Source organism: Klebsiella sp. 2019SCSN059 (assembly GCF_021739525.1).
Taxonomy (GTDB): domain Bacteria; phylum Pseudomonadota; class Gammaproteobacteria; order Enterobacterales; family Enterobacteriaceae; genus Klebsiella; species Klebsiella quasipneumoniae.
The window spans coordinates 333,466-350,928 of sequence record NZ_JAKKOM010000001.1 but is presented as its reverse complement, the minus strand read 5'-3'; the positions used below and the strand labels follow the sequence as shown (position 1 = coordinate 350,928).

19 protein-coding genes are annotated in these 17,463 nt (G+C 62.3%); 5 read left to right on the top strand and 14 right to left on the bottom strand.

Features of this window, described 5'->3' with window-relative positions; all coding sequences use genetic code 11:
- Window positions 1-13: 13 nt before the first annotated feature.
- Window positions 14-886, bottom strand: coding sequence for a LysR family transcriptional regulator (locus L2I46_RS01765; protein WP_004145376.1), 873 nt, complete (start codon window positions 884-886; stop codon window positions 14-16).
- Window positions 887-992: 106 nt separating this feature from the next.
- Here L2I46_RS01765 and budA point away from each other — a divergent pair, with 106 nt between their 5' ends.
- The 3 genes from budA to L2I46_RS01750 are packed head-to-tail and all read left to right on the top strand — an operon-like array spanning window position 993 to window position 4,255.
- The gene (budA, locus tag L2I46_RS01760; protein ID WP_032453177.1) at window positions 993-1,772 is read left to right on the top strand and encodes an acetolactate decarboxylase; all 780 of its coding nucleotides are present in this window, start codon (window positions 993-995) and stop codon (window positions 1,770-1,772) included.
- 9 nt (window positions 1,773-1,781) lie between these two features.
- Window positions 1,782-3,461, top strand: a complete 1,680-nt coding sequence (alsS, locus tag L2I46_RS01755; RefSeq protein ID WP_023290012.1) for an acetolactate synthase AlsS — start codon at window positions 1,782-1,784, stop codon at window positions 3,459-3,461.
- 23 nt (window positions 3,462-3,484) lie between these two features.
- On the top strand, window positions 3,485-4,255 hold the full coding sequence (locus L2I46_RS01750; RefSeq protein ID WP_004151179.1) for a (S)-acetoin forming diacetyl reductase: 771 nt from the start codon (window positions 3,485-3,487) through the stop codon (window positions 4,253-4,255).
- A 124-nt stretch (window positions 4,256-4,379) separates the two neighbouring features.
- Here the strand turns inward: L2I46_RS01750 and L2I46_RS01745 are convergent, their stop codons facing one another.
- Window positions 4,380-4,742: a TonB family protein gene (locus L2I46_RS01745; RefSeq protein ID WP_236947492.1), complete on the bottom strand. Its 363-nt coding sequence runs from the start codon at window positions 4,740-4,742 to the stop codon at window positions 4,380-4,382.
- Window positions 4,743-4,768: 26 nt separating this feature from the next.
- Here L2I46_RS01745 and L2I46_RS01740 point away from each other — a divergent pair, with 26 nt between their 5' ends.
- Window positions 4,769-4,993, top strand: a complete 225-nt coding sequence (locus L2I46_RS01740; protein ID WP_152842651.1) for a hypothetical protein — start codon at window positions 4,769-4,771, stop codon at window positions 4,991-4,993.
- A 1,090-nt stretch (window positions 4,994-6,083) separates the two neighbouring features.
- On the opposite strand, the gene ccmI is transcribed toward L2I46_RS01740, so the two are convergent.
- From ccmI to L2I46_RS01680, 12 genes are all read right to left on the bottom strand, one after another.
- Entirely contained in the window at window positions 6,084-6,926 is an 843-nt protein-coding gene (ccmI, locus tag L2I46_RS01735; protein WP_023290019.1) for a c-type cytochrome biogenesis protein CcmI, read from the bottom strand.
- On the bottom strand, window positions 6,923-7,369 hold the full coding sequence (locus tag L2I46_RS01730; protein ID WP_072096566.1) for a cytochrome c-type biogenesis protein: 447 nt from the start codon (window positions 7,367-7,369) through the stop codon (window positions 6,923-6,925). Before L2I46_RS01730 ends, ccmI begins: the two co-directional genes overlap by 4 nt.
- A gap of 11 nt (window positions 7,370-7,380) precedes the next feature.
- Window positions 7,381-7,935, bottom strand: a complete 555-nt coding sequence (locus L2I46_RS01725) for a DsbE family thiol:disulfide interchange protein (protein WP_236947491.1) — start codon at window positions 7,933-7,935, stop codon at window positions 7,381-7,383.
- Window positions 7,932-9,884, bottom strand: coding sequence for a heme lyase CcmF/NrfE family subunit (locus L2I46_RS01720; RefSeq protein WP_236947490.1), 1,953 nt, complete (start codon window positions 9,882-9,884; stop codon window positions 7,932-7,934). The genes L2I46_RS01725 and L2I46_RS01720 overlap by 4 nt, the downstream gene beginning before the upstream one ends.
- A complete protein-coding gene (gene ccmE, locus L2I46_RS01715; RefSeq protein WP_032453185.1) occupies window positions 9,881-10,339 on the bottom strand; it encodes a cytochrome c maturation protein CcmE in 459 nt (152 codons plus the stop codon). Before ccmE ends, L2I46_RS01720 begins: the two co-directional genes overlap by 4 nt.
- The gene (gene ccmD / locus L2I46_RS01710; RefSeq protein WP_085551014.1) at window positions 10,323-10,553 is read right to left on the bottom strand and encodes a heme exporter protein CcmD; all 231 of its coding nucleotides are present in this window, start codon (window positions 10,551-10,553) and stop codon (window positions 10,323-10,325) included. The genes ccmE and ccmD overlap by 17 nt, the downstream gene beginning before the upstream one ends.
- Window positions 10,550-11,287: a heme ABC transporter permease gene (locus tag L2I46_RS01705; RefSeq protein WP_023290025.1), complete on the bottom strand. Its 738-nt coding sequence runs from the start codon at window positions 11,285-11,287 to the stop codon at window positions 10,550-10,552. The genes ccmD and L2I46_RS01705 overlap by 4 nt, the downstream gene beginning before the upstream one ends.
- Window positions 11,288-11,336: 49 nt before the next feature.
- Window positions 11,337-11,996 carry a heme exporter protein CcmB gene (gene ccmB, locus L2I46_RS01700; RefSeq protein ID WP_085551013.1) on the bottom strand — a complete coding sequence of 220 codons (660 nt, stop codon included), beginning with the start codon at window positions 11,994-11,996 and terminating at the stop codon, window positions 11,337-11,339.
- On the bottom strand, window positions 11,993-12,616 hold the full coding sequence (ccmA, locus tag L2I46_RS01695) for a cytochrome c biogenesis heme-transporting ATPase CcmA (RefSeq protein WP_023290027.1): 624 nt from the start codon (window positions 12,614-12,616) through the stop codon (window positions 11,993-11,995). Before ccmA ends, ccmB begins: the two co-directional genes overlap by 4 nt.
- Before the next feature lie 83 nt (window positions 12,617-12,699).
- Complete coding sequence (locus L2I46_RS01690) at window positions 12,700-14,040, bottom strand: c-type cytochrome (RefSeq protein WP_074186185.1); 1,341 nt, start codon at window positions 14,038-14,040, stop codon at window positions 12,700-12,702.
- Between the two features lie 10 nt (window positions 14,041-14,050).
- A complete protein-coding gene (locus L2I46_RS01685) occupies window positions 14,051-15,835 on the bottom strand; it encodes a GMC family oxidoreductase (protein WP_002908285.1) in 1,785 nt (594 codons plus the stop codon).
- 2 nt (window positions 15,836-15,837) lie between these two features.
- Window positions 15,838-16,593, bottom strand: coding sequence for a gluconate 2-dehydrogenase subunit 3 family protein (locus tag L2I46_RS01680; protein WP_236947489.1), 756 nt, complete (start codon window positions 16,591-16,593; stop codon window positions 15,838-15,840).
- 495 nt (window positions 16,594-17,088) lie between these two features.
- Here L2I46_RS01680 and L2I46_RS01675 point away from each other — a divergent pair, with 495 nt between their 5' ends.
- Window positions 17,089-17,460 carry a VOC family protein gene (locus L2I46_RS01675; RefSeq protein WP_060592596.1) on the top strand — a complete coding sequence of 124 codons (372 nt, stop codon included), beginning with the start codon at window positions 17,089-17,091 and terminating at the stop codon, window positions 17,458-17,460.
- Window positions 17,461-17,463: the final 3 nt, after the last annotated feature.

The following is a 17,463-nucleotide window of genomic DNA, read 5'->3' as shown; positions in this document are numbered from 1 at the left end:
GGCGTCGCGACGATCAGAACATCGCCAGAAAGCGTTTCACCGTGCGCGAGCGCTCGAAGCGCCGCCAGGCGATGGCGATATCGGTCTTCAGCGGCGCCCCGCTGAGCGGGTGATAGCTGACGTTCGGCTGTTGAATGCAGGTCATCGACTGCGGGACCAGCGCGAAGCCGAACCCGGCATTGACCATGCTCAGCGATGACGAAATCTGCGACGACTGCCAGGCGCGCTCCATATCGATGCCGGCGCGCAGGCAGCTGTTGTACACCAGCTCATACAGCCCCGGGGCCACCTCCCGCGGGAAGAGGATCGGCGCCACGTCGCGCAGCTGCTCCAGGGCCAGGGTCGGCTGCGTCGCCAGCGGGTTGTCGCGCGGCAGCGCGATAACCATCGGCTCCTCATCGATAATCCGCAGATTAAAGGCTTTACTGCTCTCGCACGGCAGACGGACGAAGGCGATGTCCAGCTCGGCCTCGCTCAGGGCGGTCATCAGATTAGCCATATTGTCTTCCATCTGGTGCAGGGTCACCCCGGGGTGATCGAGCTGAAAACGGTGCAGCAGCGTGAAGATTTGCGGGTGGAAAGCATCAGAACTGGTAATGCCTAGCGACAGGCTGCCGTTCATCCCGCGGGCAATGCCCTTGGCCTTCTCCAGCGCCGCATCGCTCATGGCGAGGATCTGGCGGGCATCCTCATAGAACGACTCACCGGCCTCGGTGAGCTCCACCCCGCGGGTCAAACGCCGAAACAGCGGGGTCCCCACCTCGCGCTCAAGCCGCTGAATTTGCTGACTTAACGGAGGCTGTGAAATACCCAGTTCCTTGGCGGCCTGGGTGAAGTGCCGCGTCCTGGCGACGGCGACAAAATAGCGAAGATAACGAAGTTCCATATCGAAAACGTCTCAAACCAGCATGGTTTCTATATTGGAACTGTGAGCTGAATCGGGTCAACATTTATTTAACCTTTCTTATATTTGTTGAACGAGGAAGTGGTATATGAATCATTCTGCTGAATGCACCTGCGAAGAGAGTCTGTGCGAAACCCTGCGGGCGTTTTCCGCGCAGCATCCCGAGAGCGTGCTCTATCAGACATCGCTCATGAGCGCCCTGCTGAGCGGGGTTTACGAAGGCAGCACCACCATCGCGGACCTGCTGAAGCACGGCGATTTCGGTCTCGGCACCTTTAATGAGCTGGACGGGGAGCTGATCGCCTTCAGCAGTCAGGTCTATCAGCTGCGGGCCGACGGCAGCGCGCGCAAAGCCCAGCCGGATCAGAAAACGCCGTTCGCGGTGATGACCTGGTTCCAGCCGCAGTACCGGAAAACCTTCGACCATCCGGTGAGCCGCCAGCAGCTGCACGAGGTGATCGACCAGCAAATCCCCTCTGACAACCTGTTCTGCGCCCTGCGCATCGACGGCCATTTCCGCCATGCCCATACCCGCACCGTGCCGCGCCAGACGCCGCCGTACCGGGCGATGACCGACGTCCTCGACGATCAGCCGGTGTTCCGCTTTAACCAGCGCGAAGGGGTGCTGGTCGGCTTCCGTACCCCGCAGCATATGCAGGGGATCAACGTCGCCGGGTATCACGAGCACTTTATAACCGATGACCGCAAAGGCGGCGGTCACCTGCTGGATTACCAGCTCGACCACGGGGTATTGACCTTCGGCGAAATTCACAAGCTGATGATCGACCTGCCCGCCGACAGCGCGTTCCTGCAGGCCAATCTGCATCCCGATAATCTCGATGCCGCCATCCGTTCCGTAGAAAGTTAAGGGGGTCACATGGACAAACAGTATCCGGTACGCCAGTGGGCGCACGGCGCCGATCTCGTCGTCAGCCAGCTGGAAGCCCAGGGGGTACGTCAGGTGTTCGGCATCCCTGGCGCCAAAATCGACAAGGTATTCGACTCACTGCTGGATTCCTCCATTCGCATTATTCCGGTACGCCACGAAGCTAACGCCGCCTTTATGGCCGCCGCCGTCGGGCGCATTACCGGTAAAGCGGGCGTGGCGCTAGTCACCTCCGGTCCAGGCTGTTCCAACCTGATCACCGGTATGGCCACCGCCAACAGCGAAGGCGACCCGGTGGTGGCCCTGGGCGGCGCGGTGAAACGCGCCGATAAGGCCAAACAGGTCCACCAGAGTATGGATACGGTGGCGATGTTCAGCCCAGTGACGAAATACGCCGTCGAGGTGACCGCGCCGGACGCGCTGGCGGAAGTGGTCTCCAACGCCTTCCGCGCCGCCGAGCAGGGCCGCCCGGGCAGCGCTTTCGTCAGTCTGCCGCAGGATGTGGTCGATGGCCCGGTCAGCGGCAAAGTGCTGCCGGCCAGCGGGGCCCCGCAGATGGGCGCCGCGCCGGATGCCGCCATCGACCAGGTGGCGAAGCTTATCGCTCAGGCGAAGAACCCGATCTTCCTGCTCGGCCTGATGGCCAGCCAGCCGGAAAACAGCGCGGCGCTACGCCGTTTGCTGGAGGCCAGCCATATTCCGGTCACCAGCACCTATCAGGCCGCCGGGGCGGTAAATCAGGATAACTTCTCTCGCTTCGCCGGCCGGGTCGGGCTGTTTAACAACCAGGCCGGGGACCGTCTGCTGCAGCTCGCCGACCTGGTGATCTGCATCGGCTACAGCCCGGTGGAATATGAACCGGCGATGTGGAACAGCGGCAACGCGACGCTGGTGCATATCGACGTCCTGCCCGCCTATGAAGAACGCAACTATACCCCGGACGTCGAGCTGGTGGGCGATATCGCCGGCACCCTCAGCAAGCTGGCGCAAAATATCGATCGCCGGCTGGTGCTCTCCCCGCAGGCGGCGGAGATCCTCCGCGACCGCCAGCACCAGCGCGAACTGCTGGACCGCCGCGGCGCGCAGCTGAATCAGTTTGCCCTGCATCCGCTGCGTATCGTTCGCGCGATGCAGGATATCGTCAACAGCGACGTCACGCTGACCGTGGACATGGGCAGCTTCCATATCTGGATCGCCCGCTACCTGTACAGCTTCCGCGCCCGTCAGGTGATGATCTCCAACGGCCAGCAGACCATGGGCGTCGCCCTGCCCTGGGCCATCGGCGCCTGGCTGGTCAATCCTGAGCGCAAAGTGGTCTCCGTCTCCGGCGACGGCGGCTTCCTGCAGTCGAGCATGGAGCTGGAGACCGCCGTCCGCCTGAAAGCCAACGTGCTGCACCTGATCTGGGTCGATAACGGCTACAACATGGTGGCCATCCAGGAAGAGAAAAAATACCAGCGCCTGTCCGGCGTCGAGTTCGGGCCGATGGATTTTAAAGCCTATGCCGAGTCCTTCGGCGCCAAAGGGTTTGCCGTGGAAAGCGCCGAGGCGCTGGAGCCGACCCTGCGCGCGGCGATGGACGTCGACGGCCCGGCGGTAGTGGCCATCCCGGTGGATTATCGCGATAACCCGCTGCTGATGGGCCAGCTGCATCTGAGTCAGATTCTGTAAGTCATCACAATAAGGAAAGGAAAATGAAAAAAGTCGCACTTGTTACCGGCGCCGGCCAGGGGATTGGTAAAGCTATCGCCCTTCGTCTGGTGAAGGATGGATTTGCCGTGGCCATTGCCGATTATAACGACGCCACCGCCAAAGCGGTCGCCTCCGAAATCAACCAGGCCGGCGGCCGCGCCATGGCGGTGAAAGTGGATGTCTCCGACCGCGATCAGGTGTTTGCCGCCGTCGAACAGGCGCGCAAAACGCTGGGCGGCTTCGACGTCATCGTCAACAACGCCGGCGTGGCGCCGTCCACGCCGATCGAGTCCATTACCCCGGAGATTGTCGATAAAGTCTACAATATCAACGTTAAAGGGGTGATCTGGGGCATTCAGGCGGCGGTCGAGGCCTTTAAGAAAGAGGGTCACGGCGGGAAAATCATCAACGCCTGTTCCCAGGCCGGCCACGTCGGCAACCCGGAGCTGGCGGTGTATAGCTCCAGTAAATTCGCCGTACGCGGCTTAACCCAGACCGCCGCTCGCGACCTCGCGCCGCTGGGCATCACGGTCAACGGCTACTGCCCGGGGATCGTCAAAACGCCGATGTGGGCCGAAATTGACCGCCAGGTGTCCGAAGCTGCCGGTAAACCGCTGGGCTACGGTACCGCCGAGTTCGCCAAACGCATCACCCTCGGTCGTCTGTCCGAACCGGAAGATGTCGCCGCCTGCGTCTCCTATCTTGCCAGCCCGGATTCTGATTACATGACCGGTCAGTCATTGCTGATCGACGGCGGGATGGTATTTAACTAATAAATAATAAGCTCTGACATGGCTTGCCCCTGCTGATATGCAGGGGCTTTTTTTGTTGGAGAGTAAGCATTACGGTAAAACGAACCCTGTATTGATGCGTCAGGCTATTAATCCTCAAAAGTGCTTATTGCTTATTCGCGGGACCGCCGTCTGATTTGGGTGGGATCTTGACGACTAATCTTTGAGCTATTCCCGGTTTGCCCTTTTCAAAGCGCCATTTTTTAATCATTTTATCAATGATTTGATGTTCCAACTCCGGAGTCGTTGTCGATTCAAGTATCTTTACATTCTGAACTCTGCCATCTGAATCAACATCGTACTGAATCCGCAGGAAACTCGGCAGTAGGTTTCCGTTCTTATCACGAGTGGTAATTGATGTGTTTGCAGAGGAAATGCTGCCTGAAGGTGTGCTGGCGCTGGCCTCTGTGCCAACGCAGAGTGTCAGTAACAATGGCAAAATTAAAGTGAATAGTCTGCTAGTTTTCATTAATCGTCTGAGTTCCAAAGTTAACCATGAATATTCACGTTACCAACGGCGCGCGTGACAGGTTACCAGATGAGATGATCCGTGAACACCGCGTCTTCAGCGGCAATCACATTGAACTCCTTACTTGGCGCTTCGTACTGCATCCATTCCCGAGGACGTTTGGCTATCAGGACAAGTGGCCGCTGAGCGACTATATCAACGACTCTTTTGCCAGTTGTCGGCAGCGCTATCCGGCTCGTCGGGGAACATGAGCGAGCTAACCCCCTCAGGTGATTAGCATGGATTCGCGTCCCGCGCTGAAGACGTTCAGCTAATCCTTTTTCACTCCGGTGCTCGGGATCTACCGCGCTTGCAACGTTAATGGAGTGATCTCCGGGGCCTAAGCGGCAGCCTGCTGCTGATGCTAAGGGGGAGATTCTTCAGTCATTCCTGCGACACCTGGGAGCTTAACACGGAAGCGGCTGCGCATAGCGCCAGCAGGGAGAATCCCGGAGAGCGATGCGTGAGACCTTATCCCGGCTACGCTGTTGGGCCGTATTTGTGCCGCTCTTGTGCCGTATTTTTGCCGGGTGACAGCTACACCTTACCCGGCCTGGAGCCCCAAATCACCGCTGGCGCTGGGGCTACTGAAACTGCCGGTGCTGGCGGCCTCAAAATCGCTGAGACGTTCCCGGAAGGCCGGGGCAGCCCGCATGGATGCGGGCTGAGGGCCGTGTTTTGCACGGACGCTGCCTCGGCCCGACCCGAAGCCTGCAGGGATAAGTCGAAGGGACCGCGTAGCGGCGATTTTGCTGGCCGGAGCCCGGGGGTACAGGGGGCGGCGGCGACTGGCCGCCCCCTGTGCGCTCCATGCGCCATGATTGACATAACGCAGAAGACTAACCGGGAGCGCAAACTACGCTGAAGTCACGCGTGATAAACGCTTTCTCCGGGCTGAGAACCTGTAAAACCGATAACAGTCTCCCCCGCCGCCGGGCAAGATATCGCACCGTGGCCGCCATGTTGCCGGGTGGCGGCTGCGCCTTACCCGGCCTACAAAGGCCTCCCGTCAGCTCATATCCCCAGGCCCACGCTAACGCAGCGCCGCCGGGAAGGTATCAGGCTCCGAGCTCAACATGTTGCCGGGTGGCGCTTCGCTTACCCGGCCTACAAAAGCTGCCCGCGATTTGGCGCTCTATTCGCGCCCTTCGTAGGCCCGCGCAAGCGTAGCGCCGCCGGGCAAGGACAGCGGGCACGGAGCCGATTTTGTGCCGGATGGCGGCTGCGCCTGACCCGGCCTACAAAACCAGGGCTGTCCGTACCGTCCTCGCGGCAGACCCCACGTTCAGCGCCGCCGGGCAGTTACTGCGCCTGCTGCTGCGCCTGCGCCAGCTGGCGGACAATCGCCTCGCGCCGCGCATCCCCTTCCGGCAGCCGGGCCAGCAACGCCTGCAGGGCCGCCACGGCTTCGGGGTAATCTTCATTACGCACCGCGCTCAGGGCCAGCATCTCCAGCACCGGCAGGCTGGTCGGCTGTCGCTGATGCAGGTCGCGCAGCAGCAGCTCGCCCATCCGGACCTGACCGCTATCCCCCGCCCGCACCAGCGCGCTGGCATAATCGAAAGCCGCCGCCGGGTCGTCCGCCGCCAGCGCATGCGCCCGGCCAAAGGCGCCGATCGCCGTCTCGCCATCGTTCAACAGCAGACCCAGCCGCCCAAGCAACTGCCAGCCGGCGAGGTCGTGCGGAGTATTCTGCAGATGGCTGCGCAGGCCAAGCCGCAGCTCCGCCAGCTCATCCATACGCAGCGGCGGCGCGGTCGGGTCCTTAACCTGCTGTAACAGCGCAGGATAATGCCGCTCCGCCTGCTGCCAGAGCAGCACCTGGCCAATATCGCTGGTTTTCAGATACAGGCCCAGACTCAGAACCACCAGCAGCAGCGCGCCCGGAAGCAGCGCCCAGCGGCTTAGCGGCCGTTCGCCAGGCTGTGCCTGGGGCGGGATATCCGTCAGCAGCGTGCGCTGCAGCTCGACGACCAGCGCCGGGTTGTCCTCGCCGCGCTCCTGCGCCAGCTCCTGCAGGCGCGACTGGTACAGGGCGCGGTTGAGGGTATCGCGGTCCACCGCCCCTTTGCCCGTCCACGGGAAGTACAGCAGCCCCAGCGCGCCAGCCAGCAGCAGCCCGGCGATAACCACCAACAGGCTCATCGTTCTTTTCCTTCTTTCAATAATGCCGCCAGCCGCTGGCGCTCTTCGACGCTGAGCGCCGCGTCAGGAATATCGCGACGACGCGCGCGGGCGATAATCACCCCCGCGCCCGCCAGGACGAACAGCCCCGGCCCCAGCCACAGCAGCACCGTGCCCGCGGTCAGCGGCGGCTCGTAGCTGACAAAATTGCCGTAGCGGGCCACCATATAGTCAACGATCTGCCCTTTCGTTTTCCCCTGCTGCATCAGCTCGTACACCTTCTGCCGCATATCGGCGGCAATCATCGCGTTCGAGTCGGCGATGCTGTTGTTCTGACATTTCGGGCAGCGCAGCCGGGAGGTGATCTCGCGGAACGCCTGCTCCTGGGCCTCGTCTTTAAACTGCCAGGTATCGATGGCGGCCCACGCCTGGCCGGTCAGCATCAGCGCCAGCAGGATGCCTATGACACCTCTCATCAGCCCGCCCCCCGGTTGTATTGATTCCACAGCGGCTGGAGCTCCTCGCGCCACACCCGGTCGTTCAGGTCGCCGGCGTGCCGCCAGCGGATGATGCCCTGACCGTCGATGAGAAACGTCTCCGGCGCGCCATAAACCCCCAGATCCAGGCCGAGCATGCCGTTGCCGTCGTACAGGCTCAGCCTGTACGGATTACCCAGGCGCTGCAGCCAGCTGATCGCCTTCTGCCGATCGTCTTTGTAGTTCATCCCCACCACCCGCACGCCCTGCTGCGCCAGGCCGTTGAGAAACTGATGCTCGGCGCGACAGGTTGGGCACCAGGTGGCCCAGACGTTAAGCAGCAGCGGCTTGCCGTCAATCAGCGTCCGTCGGTCCAGCGCCTGGCCGGGGGTATCCAGCGCTTCAAGGCGAAATTCCGGCAGCGGTTTGCCAATCAGCGCCAACTCGAGGGTCGTCGGGTCGTCGCCATCGGCGTTACGCATCAGCTGCCAGAACAGCGCGGCGGCCAGCGCCAGAAACAGCACCAGCGGGATAAACAGCAGCTTCCGGTTCATGAGGCCTCCTGCAGTTTCTTACGCATCCGGTAGCGCGGGTCGAGCATGCAGCACAGACCGCCGAGGGCCATCAGCACCCCGCCATACCAGATCCAGCGAACGAACGGTTTGTAGTACAGACGCACCGCCCAGCTGCCGTCGCTCAGTTCTTCCCCCAGCGCGGCGTACAGATCGCGGGTCAGCCCGCCGCTGATCGCCGCCTCGGTCATCATCATCCGGCTGGCGGTATAAAAGCGTTTCTCGGCATACAGCGTCGCTTCCGGGCGGCCGTTGCGGGTCACGGCAATAATGCCTTCCCCGCCGGTCCAGTTGGGGCCGACGATATTGCGCACGCCGTTAAACACAAAGTGATAACGGTGGATATCGATGCTGTCGCCAGGGCGCATCCGTACATCGCGCTCCACGCTGTAGTTCTGGCTAAAGGTGATGCCGATAACGGTCACCGCCACGCCGACGTGACCGAGCACCATCCCCCACTGGCTGCGGGTCAGCGTCCGCAGGCCGCGCCAGAAGCCGTGGCGATGGGTGGCCCGTTCGTGAACCTCCATCAGGGCGAAGATAAGCACCCACAGGGCCATCATCAGGCCAATGACCGCCATCGCGGTGATACGATCCTGCAGCAGCCACGGCAGCGCCAGAGAAAGTGACAATGTCACCATCAGGGCGACCACCAGGCGCTTAATCTGCCTGGCGATGTCATCGCGCCGCCAGCGGATCAGCGGTCCCAGCCCCAGCAGCAGCGCAAACGGCGCCATCAGGGCGGTGAACATGGTGTTAAAGAACGGCTCGCCGATGGAGATGCTGCCGAGGCCCAGCTCTTTATGCACCAGCGGCAGCAGCGTTCCGAGGAGCACCACCAGCATCGCGGCCATCAGCAAAATATTGTTGCCAAGCAGGAACGACTCGCGCGACCACAGCGTATGTTCCACCCGCGCCCGCACCCTGCCGCCCTTCAGGGCGTACAGCAGCAGCGACCCGCCGATGGCGACAATCAGCAGCGCCAGAATAAACAGCCCGCGCGATGGATCCGAAGCGAAGGCATGCACCGAGACCAGCACGCCGGAGCGCACAAGGAAGGTGCCCAGCAGGCACAGGGAGAAGGCGGCGATGGCCAGCAGCACCGTCCAGGCGCGGAAGCTGCCGCGCTTCTCGGTCACCGCCAGGGAGTGCAGCAGCGCGGTCCCTACCAGCCACGGCATAAACGAGGCGTTTTCCACCGGGTCCCAGAACCACCAGCCGCCCCAGCCCAGTTCGTAATAGGCCCACGCCGAGCCCAGCACGATGCCGAGAGTGAGGAACATCCACGCCGCCTGGGTCCAGGGACGCGACCAGCGCGCCCACGCGGTGTCCAGCCGCCCCGCCAGCAGCGAGGCGATGGCGAAGGCGAAAGCCACCGAGAAGCCGACGTACCCCATATAGAGGATCGGCGGATGAAAAATCATGCCGATATCCTGCAGCAGCGGATTAAGGTCGCGGCCGTCAATGGGGTACTGCGGCAGGCCGCGGCTGAACGGGTTGGAGGTAAAGAGGATGAACAGCAGGAACCCAAAGGCGATCATCCCCATCACCGCCAGCACCCGGGCGACGGCGTCGAGCGGCATCCGGCGGCTGAAGAGGGCGACGGCGAAGGTCCAGACGCTGAGCAGCAGGACCCACAGCAGCAGCGAGCCCTCGTGCGCCCCCCAGGTCGCCGCCACCCGATACCACACCGGCAGTGCGCTGTTGGAGTTTTCCGCCACGTAGCGGACGGTAAAGTCATTGACCACAAAGGCGTGCACCAGCAGCAGGAAGGCGCCGCCGATGCAGGCGAACAGCCCGCAGGCCAGCGGCCGCGCCAGGGCCATCAGCCGCCGGTCCTGCCGCGCCGCGCCCCACAGGGGATAGACGCTCAGGAGCAGCGCCAGCCCCGCCGCCAGACACAATAAAAAGTTGCCCAGCTCCGGCATCATGGCTGCGCCTCCGCTTTCGCCGGCGTCATGGCGTTTTTCACCTCCGGCGGGGTGTAATTTTCATCATGCTTGGCCAGCACTTGCTGAGCGGTGATATGCCGCTCGCCGTCCAGAACGCCCTGGGCCACCACGCCCTGTCCTTCACGGAACAGGTCCGGCAGAATGCCCTTATAGCTGACGTCCACGACCCCGCGGGCGTCATACAGCTTAAAGCGCACGTCGAGGGTTTGCGGGTCGCGCTGCAGGGAGCCGGGCTGAACGTAGCCCCCTACCCGCAGGCGCTGCCCGGTATGGGGCAGCGCCCGGGTTTCCGTTTTACCGTAGATAATTTCCCCCGGGGTGTAGAACAGATCGATATTGCTGCTCAGGGCGTACAGCGTCAGGCTGACGGTCAGCCCAAGGCCGGCGAGCACCGCCAGCACGATATACAGCCGGGTTTTACGACGCGCTTGCATCCGCGGCCTCCTTGTCATGTTCGCGAGCGGCCGCGATCCGCCGCTCACGCGCCTGCTGGCGTCGCACCTCATGGAATAGCGCCCGCCGCGCCCACAGGGTATGAACCGTCAGCAGGCCAAAGGCGGCGATGGCCACGGCCACCGCCAGCCAGATGTACAGGGCATAGCCGCCCATATTCAGGAAGGCGGCGAACGAAGAAAAAGCGGGGCTCATCGGGCGGCTCCTTTGTTAGCCAGCGCCACCACCCACGGTCGACGACGTTCCAGCTGGAGGATCAGGTTACGCAGGCGCATCAGGGTCAGGGTGACCGACAGCGCGAGGAAAGCAAAAATGCAGATCCGCAGCGGCAGACGCATGCTCGGGTCGATGGTTTGCTGCAGGTTGGTCGAACCCTGGTGCAGGGTGTTCCACCAGTAAACCGAGTAATGAATGATGGGCAGATTGACCACCCCGACCAGGACGAGGATCCCCGCCGCGCGCCCGGCCAGGCGGCGGTCGTCAAAGGCGTGCCACAGGGCGATGACCCCGGCATACAGAAACAGCAGCACCAGTTCCGAGGTCAGACGGGCGTCCCAGATCCACCAGGTCCCCCACATCGGCTTGCCCCACGCCGCGCCGCTGACCAGCGCCACCAGGGTGCAGACCGCCCCCACCGGCGCCAGGGCGGCGATCGCCAGGTCGGCCATTTTGATCTGCCAGACCACCCCGACGAAGGCCGCGACGGCCATCGCCAGGTACAGCCCCATCGACCACATCGCCGCCGGGACGTGAAGATACATGATCCGGTAGCTTTCCCCCTGCTGATAGTCCGCCGGGGCGAAGCCAAAGCCCCACCCCAGGCCGATGACCAGCAACAGCGCGCTCAACGCCGCCAGCCAGGGGATCCAGCATCCGCACAGGCGGTACAGCCGCTCGGGGATCGCCAGTTGATGTAACGCTTTCCACATAGACGCTTACTCACACGGTTATGATGGCCGCGCCCGCAGGCGCAGCGAATTATTGCACGGTCAGCCGCAGCGCGGCGGCGGTGGCGAACGGACACAGGGTGGCGCTGGCGGTTAAGAACGCCGCCAGCATCGCCAGATAGCCGCCGACCGGGAGCCCGGCGGCCGCCGCCTGGCAGGCCGCGGTGGCGAAAATCAGCAGCGGCACCGCCAGCGGCAGCACCAGCAGGCTCAGCAGGACGCCGCCGCGCTTCAGGCCGACGGTCAGGCCAACCCCCACCGCGCCAAGAAAACTGAGCGTCGGCGTGCCAAGCAGCAAGGTCAGCGCCAGCACGCCGGCGTCGTGCAGATTCATCCCCAGCAGCAGCGCCGCCAGCGGCGAGACGATCAGCAGCGGCAGGCCGCTCATCATCCAGTGAGCGACCACCTTCACCAGCACCACCGCCACCAGCGGCGTCGGCAGAAGCATCAGTTGCTCCAGGGAACCGTCCTGCCAGTCGTCGCGAAACAACCGATCCATCACCAGCAGCGCCGCCAGCAGCGCGGCGACCCACACCACGCCCGGCGCAATCTGCGCCAGCAGCTGCGGCGCGGTGCCGACGCCGAACGGAAACAGGGTGATGACGATCAGAAAGAACCATAGCGGATTGAGGATCTCCGCCCCGCTGCGCCACGCCAGGCGCAGTTCCCGGGCCAACAGCGCTCTCATCATTGCCGCCTCCCGCCGTCGTCGCCGAGGCGCAGGGTGCGCAACGGGCAGCCCAGCGGCCGCAGCGGCTGATGGGTGGTGAGGATCGCGCTTCCCCCCTGCCGGGCGTGCTGCTCCAGGCGTCGGGTCAGGGTTTCTATCGCCGTGGCGTCGAGGGCGGTGAACGGCTCATCGAGGATCCACAGCGGCGCATCGGTTAACCACAGGCGGGTTAACGCCACCCGGCGCTGCTGCCCTGCGGAGAGCTGGCTTAAGGGGAGATCTTCATAGCCCGCCAGGCCGACGGCGGCGAGGGCGCTTTCCCGCTGCTGAAGGCGGCTGGCCGGAAAGAAGAAACGCAGGTTTTCATCGGCGGTCAGCGCCGCGTTGACGCCGGGCTTATGGCCCAGCCACAGCAGCTGCCGGTGAAATGACTCCCGCACCTGGGCCAGCGGCTGGCCCTGCCAGCTCACCACCCCGCTTTCCGGGCGCGCCAGGCCGCAAAGGATCCGCAGCAGCGAGGTTTTCCCCGCGCCGTTATCACCGGCGACCTGCAGCAGCTCGCCGGCAGCAAGGGACAGCGTCAGCTCCGCAAACAGCGGTCGATCGTCAACGATGCAGGTCAGTCGCTCTGCATGCAGCATGAAGGCAAACTCCTTGATTCAGACAGTATTTTACGTCCTGGCTAAGTCAGGGTTGCGCCGCGCGGACGACGCAACCCTGACGGTTACTGTCCGGCCCCCGGCAGCTTCGAGATATCGGCGTTGCCTAACGCCTTCTCATTGTGCGCCGCGGTCTCCTTACGCACCTTCGCCACATCGCTGGCGCTGACCGCCGGCGCATTGTTGCCCCAGCTGGTGCGGATGAAGTTGACCACATCCGCCACCTGCTGGTCGTCCAGACGCCAGCCGAACGACGGCATGGTCAGGTTGGAGACCGCATCTTTCACCGCCGGCGTGGTGCTCCCGGTCAGAACGATGTGGATCAGCGAAGTGGCATCTTCGGTCTGTACCACCGGGTTGCCCTTCAGCGACGGGAAGGCGCGCTGATAGCCCGCGCCGTCGGTGCGGTGGCAGGCGGCGCAGTTATCGACGTATAGCGCGGCGCCGGTTTTGCTGTCGTTACCCTTCCACAGATCTTTCGCCACGCTGTCTTCCACCGGGGCTGGGGTCTGTTTGCCGCCGCGCGGCGGGAGCGACTTCAGATAGCGGGCGATGGCGGTGATGTCGTCATCAGAGAGATACTGCAGACTGTGCTCCACCACATCGCTCATGCCGCCGAAGACCACCGATTTATCGTTACGTCCGGTTTTCAGGAACTCAGCCAGCTCGGCTTCGCTCCAGGTCCCCAGACCGTCGCGATTTTCGCCGCGCAGGCTGGAGGCGACCCAGCCGTCAATCGGCGCATTGCTGCCCGCCAGGTAATCATCGCCTTCGCTTTCGCTGAGCGCTTTTTCCTGCATCGTCAGGCTACGCGGGGTATGACAGGCGCCGCAGTGGCCCAGGCCTTCCACCAGATAGCGACCGCGCTCCAGCACCGGGTCAACCTGCGGGTTGGCGACAAAATCGCTCGGCGTCGGGGCGAAGATGCCGCGCCAGAACGCCAGCGGCCAGCGCATCGACAGCGGCCACGGGATGTCGGTGTCCTTGTTGGCGACATTCACCGGCTCCACGCCATGCATAAAGTAGGCGTACATGGCGCGCATGTCCGCTTCACTGATCCGCGCGAATGAGGGATACGGCATTGCCGGATAGAGCGTGGAACCGTCTTTCCGCACACCCTTGCGCACCGCGTCGTCGAACTCTTCGAAGGTGTACCCGCCGATGCCGTGTTCTTTATCCGGCGTGATATTGGTGGAGTAGATGGTGCCGATCGGCGTTTCCATCGGCAGACCGCCGGCGAAAGGTTTGCCCGCTTTGCCGTTGGTGTGGCAGGCGACACAGTCCCCCGCCCGCGCCAGATACTCTCCTTGCTTAATCAGATTGCTGTCCGCAGGCGCCTCTTCGGCGAAGGCCGCGCAGCTCAATGCCCCAAGCACCAGGGCCGATAACCATTGCATTTTCATCATCTGCCTTCCTTTATGCCTGCACCAGGGGACCCGGATTTTTCAGATACTGCTCGCGGATCGCCTTCGCTGACCAGTACGCCAGCGCGGCCACCGTGCCGGTTGGGTTATAGCCCAGCCCCTGCGGGAAAGCGGAGGCGCCGATGACGAAGACGTTATGCACGTCCCAGCTTTGCAGATAACGGTTAACGGCGCTGGTTTTCGGATCCTCCCCCATCACCGCCCCGCCGTTCATATGGGTGGTCTGGTAGGTGGTGGTATCAAAGTGGCTGTTGGCGTTTTTCGGGCTGCCGAGGATATATTTCGGCTTCATCGCTTTGGCGATCGGCGCCATCTTATCGAACATAAACTGCGCCATCTTGATGTCGTTTTCCTGCCAGTCAAAGGTCATGCGCAGCAGCGGCTGGCCAAAGACGTTTTTGTAGTTCGGATCAAGATCGAGGTAGTTCTGCCGATAGGACTGGTGCGCGCCGTGAGCATCCATCGACAGGTGATGGGTGTAGGTATCGGCCACCGCCGCTTTCCATTTGCTGCCCCACGCCGGGGTGCCCGGCGGTACCGGGAAACCGGAGATGGGCTTGGTCCCGGCCTGGTTGACCCAGAACGGCGAACCGCCGACAAAGCCCGCCGCGCCGTGGTCGAAGTTGTCGGCGTTGAAGTCGTCGACGCCGACGCCGTTGCCGCCCGCGCCGATAAACGGGTTGGTGTAGGTGTCTTTGTCGAAAATGGCCTTGATGGTGGTCATGTTCTGGTAGGCGAAGTTACGCCCCACCACCCCTTCGCCGGTCTCCGGATTGTAGGGTTTGCCGATCCCGGAGAGCAGCATCAGGTGCACGTTATGGAACTGGAAGGCGCCGATGATCACCAGGTCCGCCGGCTGCTCCATTTCGCGCCCCTGGCCGTCGACGTAGGTCACGCCGGTGGCACGGGATTTGTCGTCGGTCAGGTTGACCTTCAGCACGTTGGCGTTGGTCCGCAGCTCAAAGCGTTTTTCCTGGCGCAGCGCCGGCAGAATGTTCACGTTCGGCGAGGCTTTGGAATACATGTAGCAGGCGTAGCCGCTGCAGAAACCGCAGAAGTTGCACGGGCCCATCTGCGCGCCGTACGGGTTGGTATAGGAGTCGGAAGTGTTGGCCGACGGCAGGTTGTAGGGATGGTAGCCCACCTCGAGCGCCGCCTTTTCAAACAGCTGCGCCGACCAGGTGTTTTTCTGCGCCGGCAGCGGGAAGTCATCTGAACGGTCCGGGGCGAAGGCGTTGCCGCCGCGGCCTTTACCGACGACCTTGCCTTTGATCGACCAGGCGGTCCCGGAGGTGCCGAACACTTTCTCCGCTTTATCGAAGAACGGTTCCAGCTCGTCGTAAGTGACGCCGAAATCCTGGATGATCATATCCTGGGGAATGAAGTTTTTGCCGTAGCGCTCTTCATAGTGGCTGCGCATCCGCAGTTCGATGGGATCGACGCGGAAATGGACGCCGGACCAGTGCAGCCCGGCGCCGCCCACGCCGGTACCCGGCAGGAAGGCCGCCAGCTGGCGATACGGCACCGCCTGCTGGCTGGTGTTATGCCGGATGGTGACGGTGCTTTTCGACAGATCCTGGAACAACTTGCGGCGGATGTTGTAGGTCAGCTCATCAATCACCTGCGGATAGGCGCCGTCCGGCCAGGTGTCGCGCATCGGGCCGCGCTCCAGCGCCACGACGTTGAGCCCGGCTTCGGTCAGCTCTTTGGCCATGATCGCCCCAACCCAGCCGAAGCCGACGATCGCGACATCGGTTTTTTTCAATACGGTGGCCATGATTACGCCCTCTCCCCATTAATTGATACCGGCGGGAAGGGGTAGCGTTCGCCCCGTTCAACCCAATCCATAAAGTCGGCGCGCGCGCCGGCAAAATTAATCAGCGTCCAGCCAACCATGCCTTTGTTACCGCCATGGATCGGGTCGCTGAAGAAGCCTTCGCGGGTGTTCTGCAGCAGATAGGTGAAGAACAGCGAAGCCGGTAGCTGTTTGAACTCGGCTTTGCCCGATTCCCACAGGCCGAGCGCCTCGTCCTGCTGCTCGCTGCTCAGTTCAGCAAAGGTCTTGTGATACTTGTCCTGACACCAGGCCTCGGCATCGGCGATCCCGAGGTTATAGATCTGTTTGGGCACCAGCGGCAGCTGATAGCCCATCTCTTTCGGCACGTCGGGGTTGAAGGGCCCCTGCATATACCAGATGGAGCCGGTGGCGTAAGGGGTATTGAGCTGGCGGTCGATAAACTCCGGCACGCCGGCCTCTTTAGCGCCGGGGCCAAGTTCATCCGCCGGGATTAAGCGAGCGACAGCGGCGTTGATAAACGCCCACTCACGATCGTTGAAGAACTGCGGCTTCCAGTCGCTGGCCGCCGCCGTGTTCCCGGAGGCTGGCTCTGAAGCGGGGGCCGCCTGCGCGGTCGCGCTGGTGGCCACGCCAATGGCCCCTGCTCCCGCGCCGCCGATCACCACCGTCGGGATCAGCGCCATCGATTTCACCAGGAAATCACGCCTGGAATTGTTAGTTTTCTCGCTCGACATCATCACATTCCTGTCATTGAAAATTACTGTTTTTGTCGCTGACAAAACCAGTGAATGTCGTGCTGGAACCGATACCATTGCGCTTTTAAACCGCTTAGCGTCTGGCCCGGACCGGCAAGTCGGATAAAACATCGCCAGAGGCGATATCATTTATAGGGTTATCGTTTGGATAGTAGACGATTCTCAACGAAACGCGGGAAATCGGAGAGAAATTCACCGGAATGTCATCGTGAGAAGGGTGCTGCCATAACCTTGAGGCGGTAAACCGGCGGCGTTCACACCGCGCTGAGCTTACCCATGCGCCAAAAAAGAGTGACTTGTATCACAAATGTTATTTTTTGTTTATGGTACATGGCAGATTAAACGTCTGTAAATACTCGTATTAGGAATAATTAAACATTTTGAGCTGTTAAAAAAGTTACTACCCGTTGTTAACTATTTTGCATCTATTTCCCGGCTAACGCGTTCGGCTGGCGATACCCGTCCACAGGAGAAGAGATGTTCGATCATGTGAAATTCGGCGTCAGCGACTATGCCGCAAGCAAAGCGTTCTTTTTACAAGCCCTTGCACCGCTGGGCGTAACGCTGGTCGGCGAAGGCGATCCGACCTACGGCGCAGAGCTGGCCGGCAGCGGCGATGTCTCTCTATGCCTCTATCAAAGTGCGGACAAACCGGCGCCGCTGCATATCGCCTTTCGCGCCGACAGCCGCGAGCAGGTAGACGCCTTCTGGCAGGCGGCGCTGGCCGCCGGAGGAAAGGACAACGGCGCGCCGGGGTTACGGCCCAACTACCACGCCGGGTACTACGCCGCCTTTGTGATTGCGCCAGACGGGCACAATATTGAAGCCGTGTGCCATCTGGCGTCTTAACAA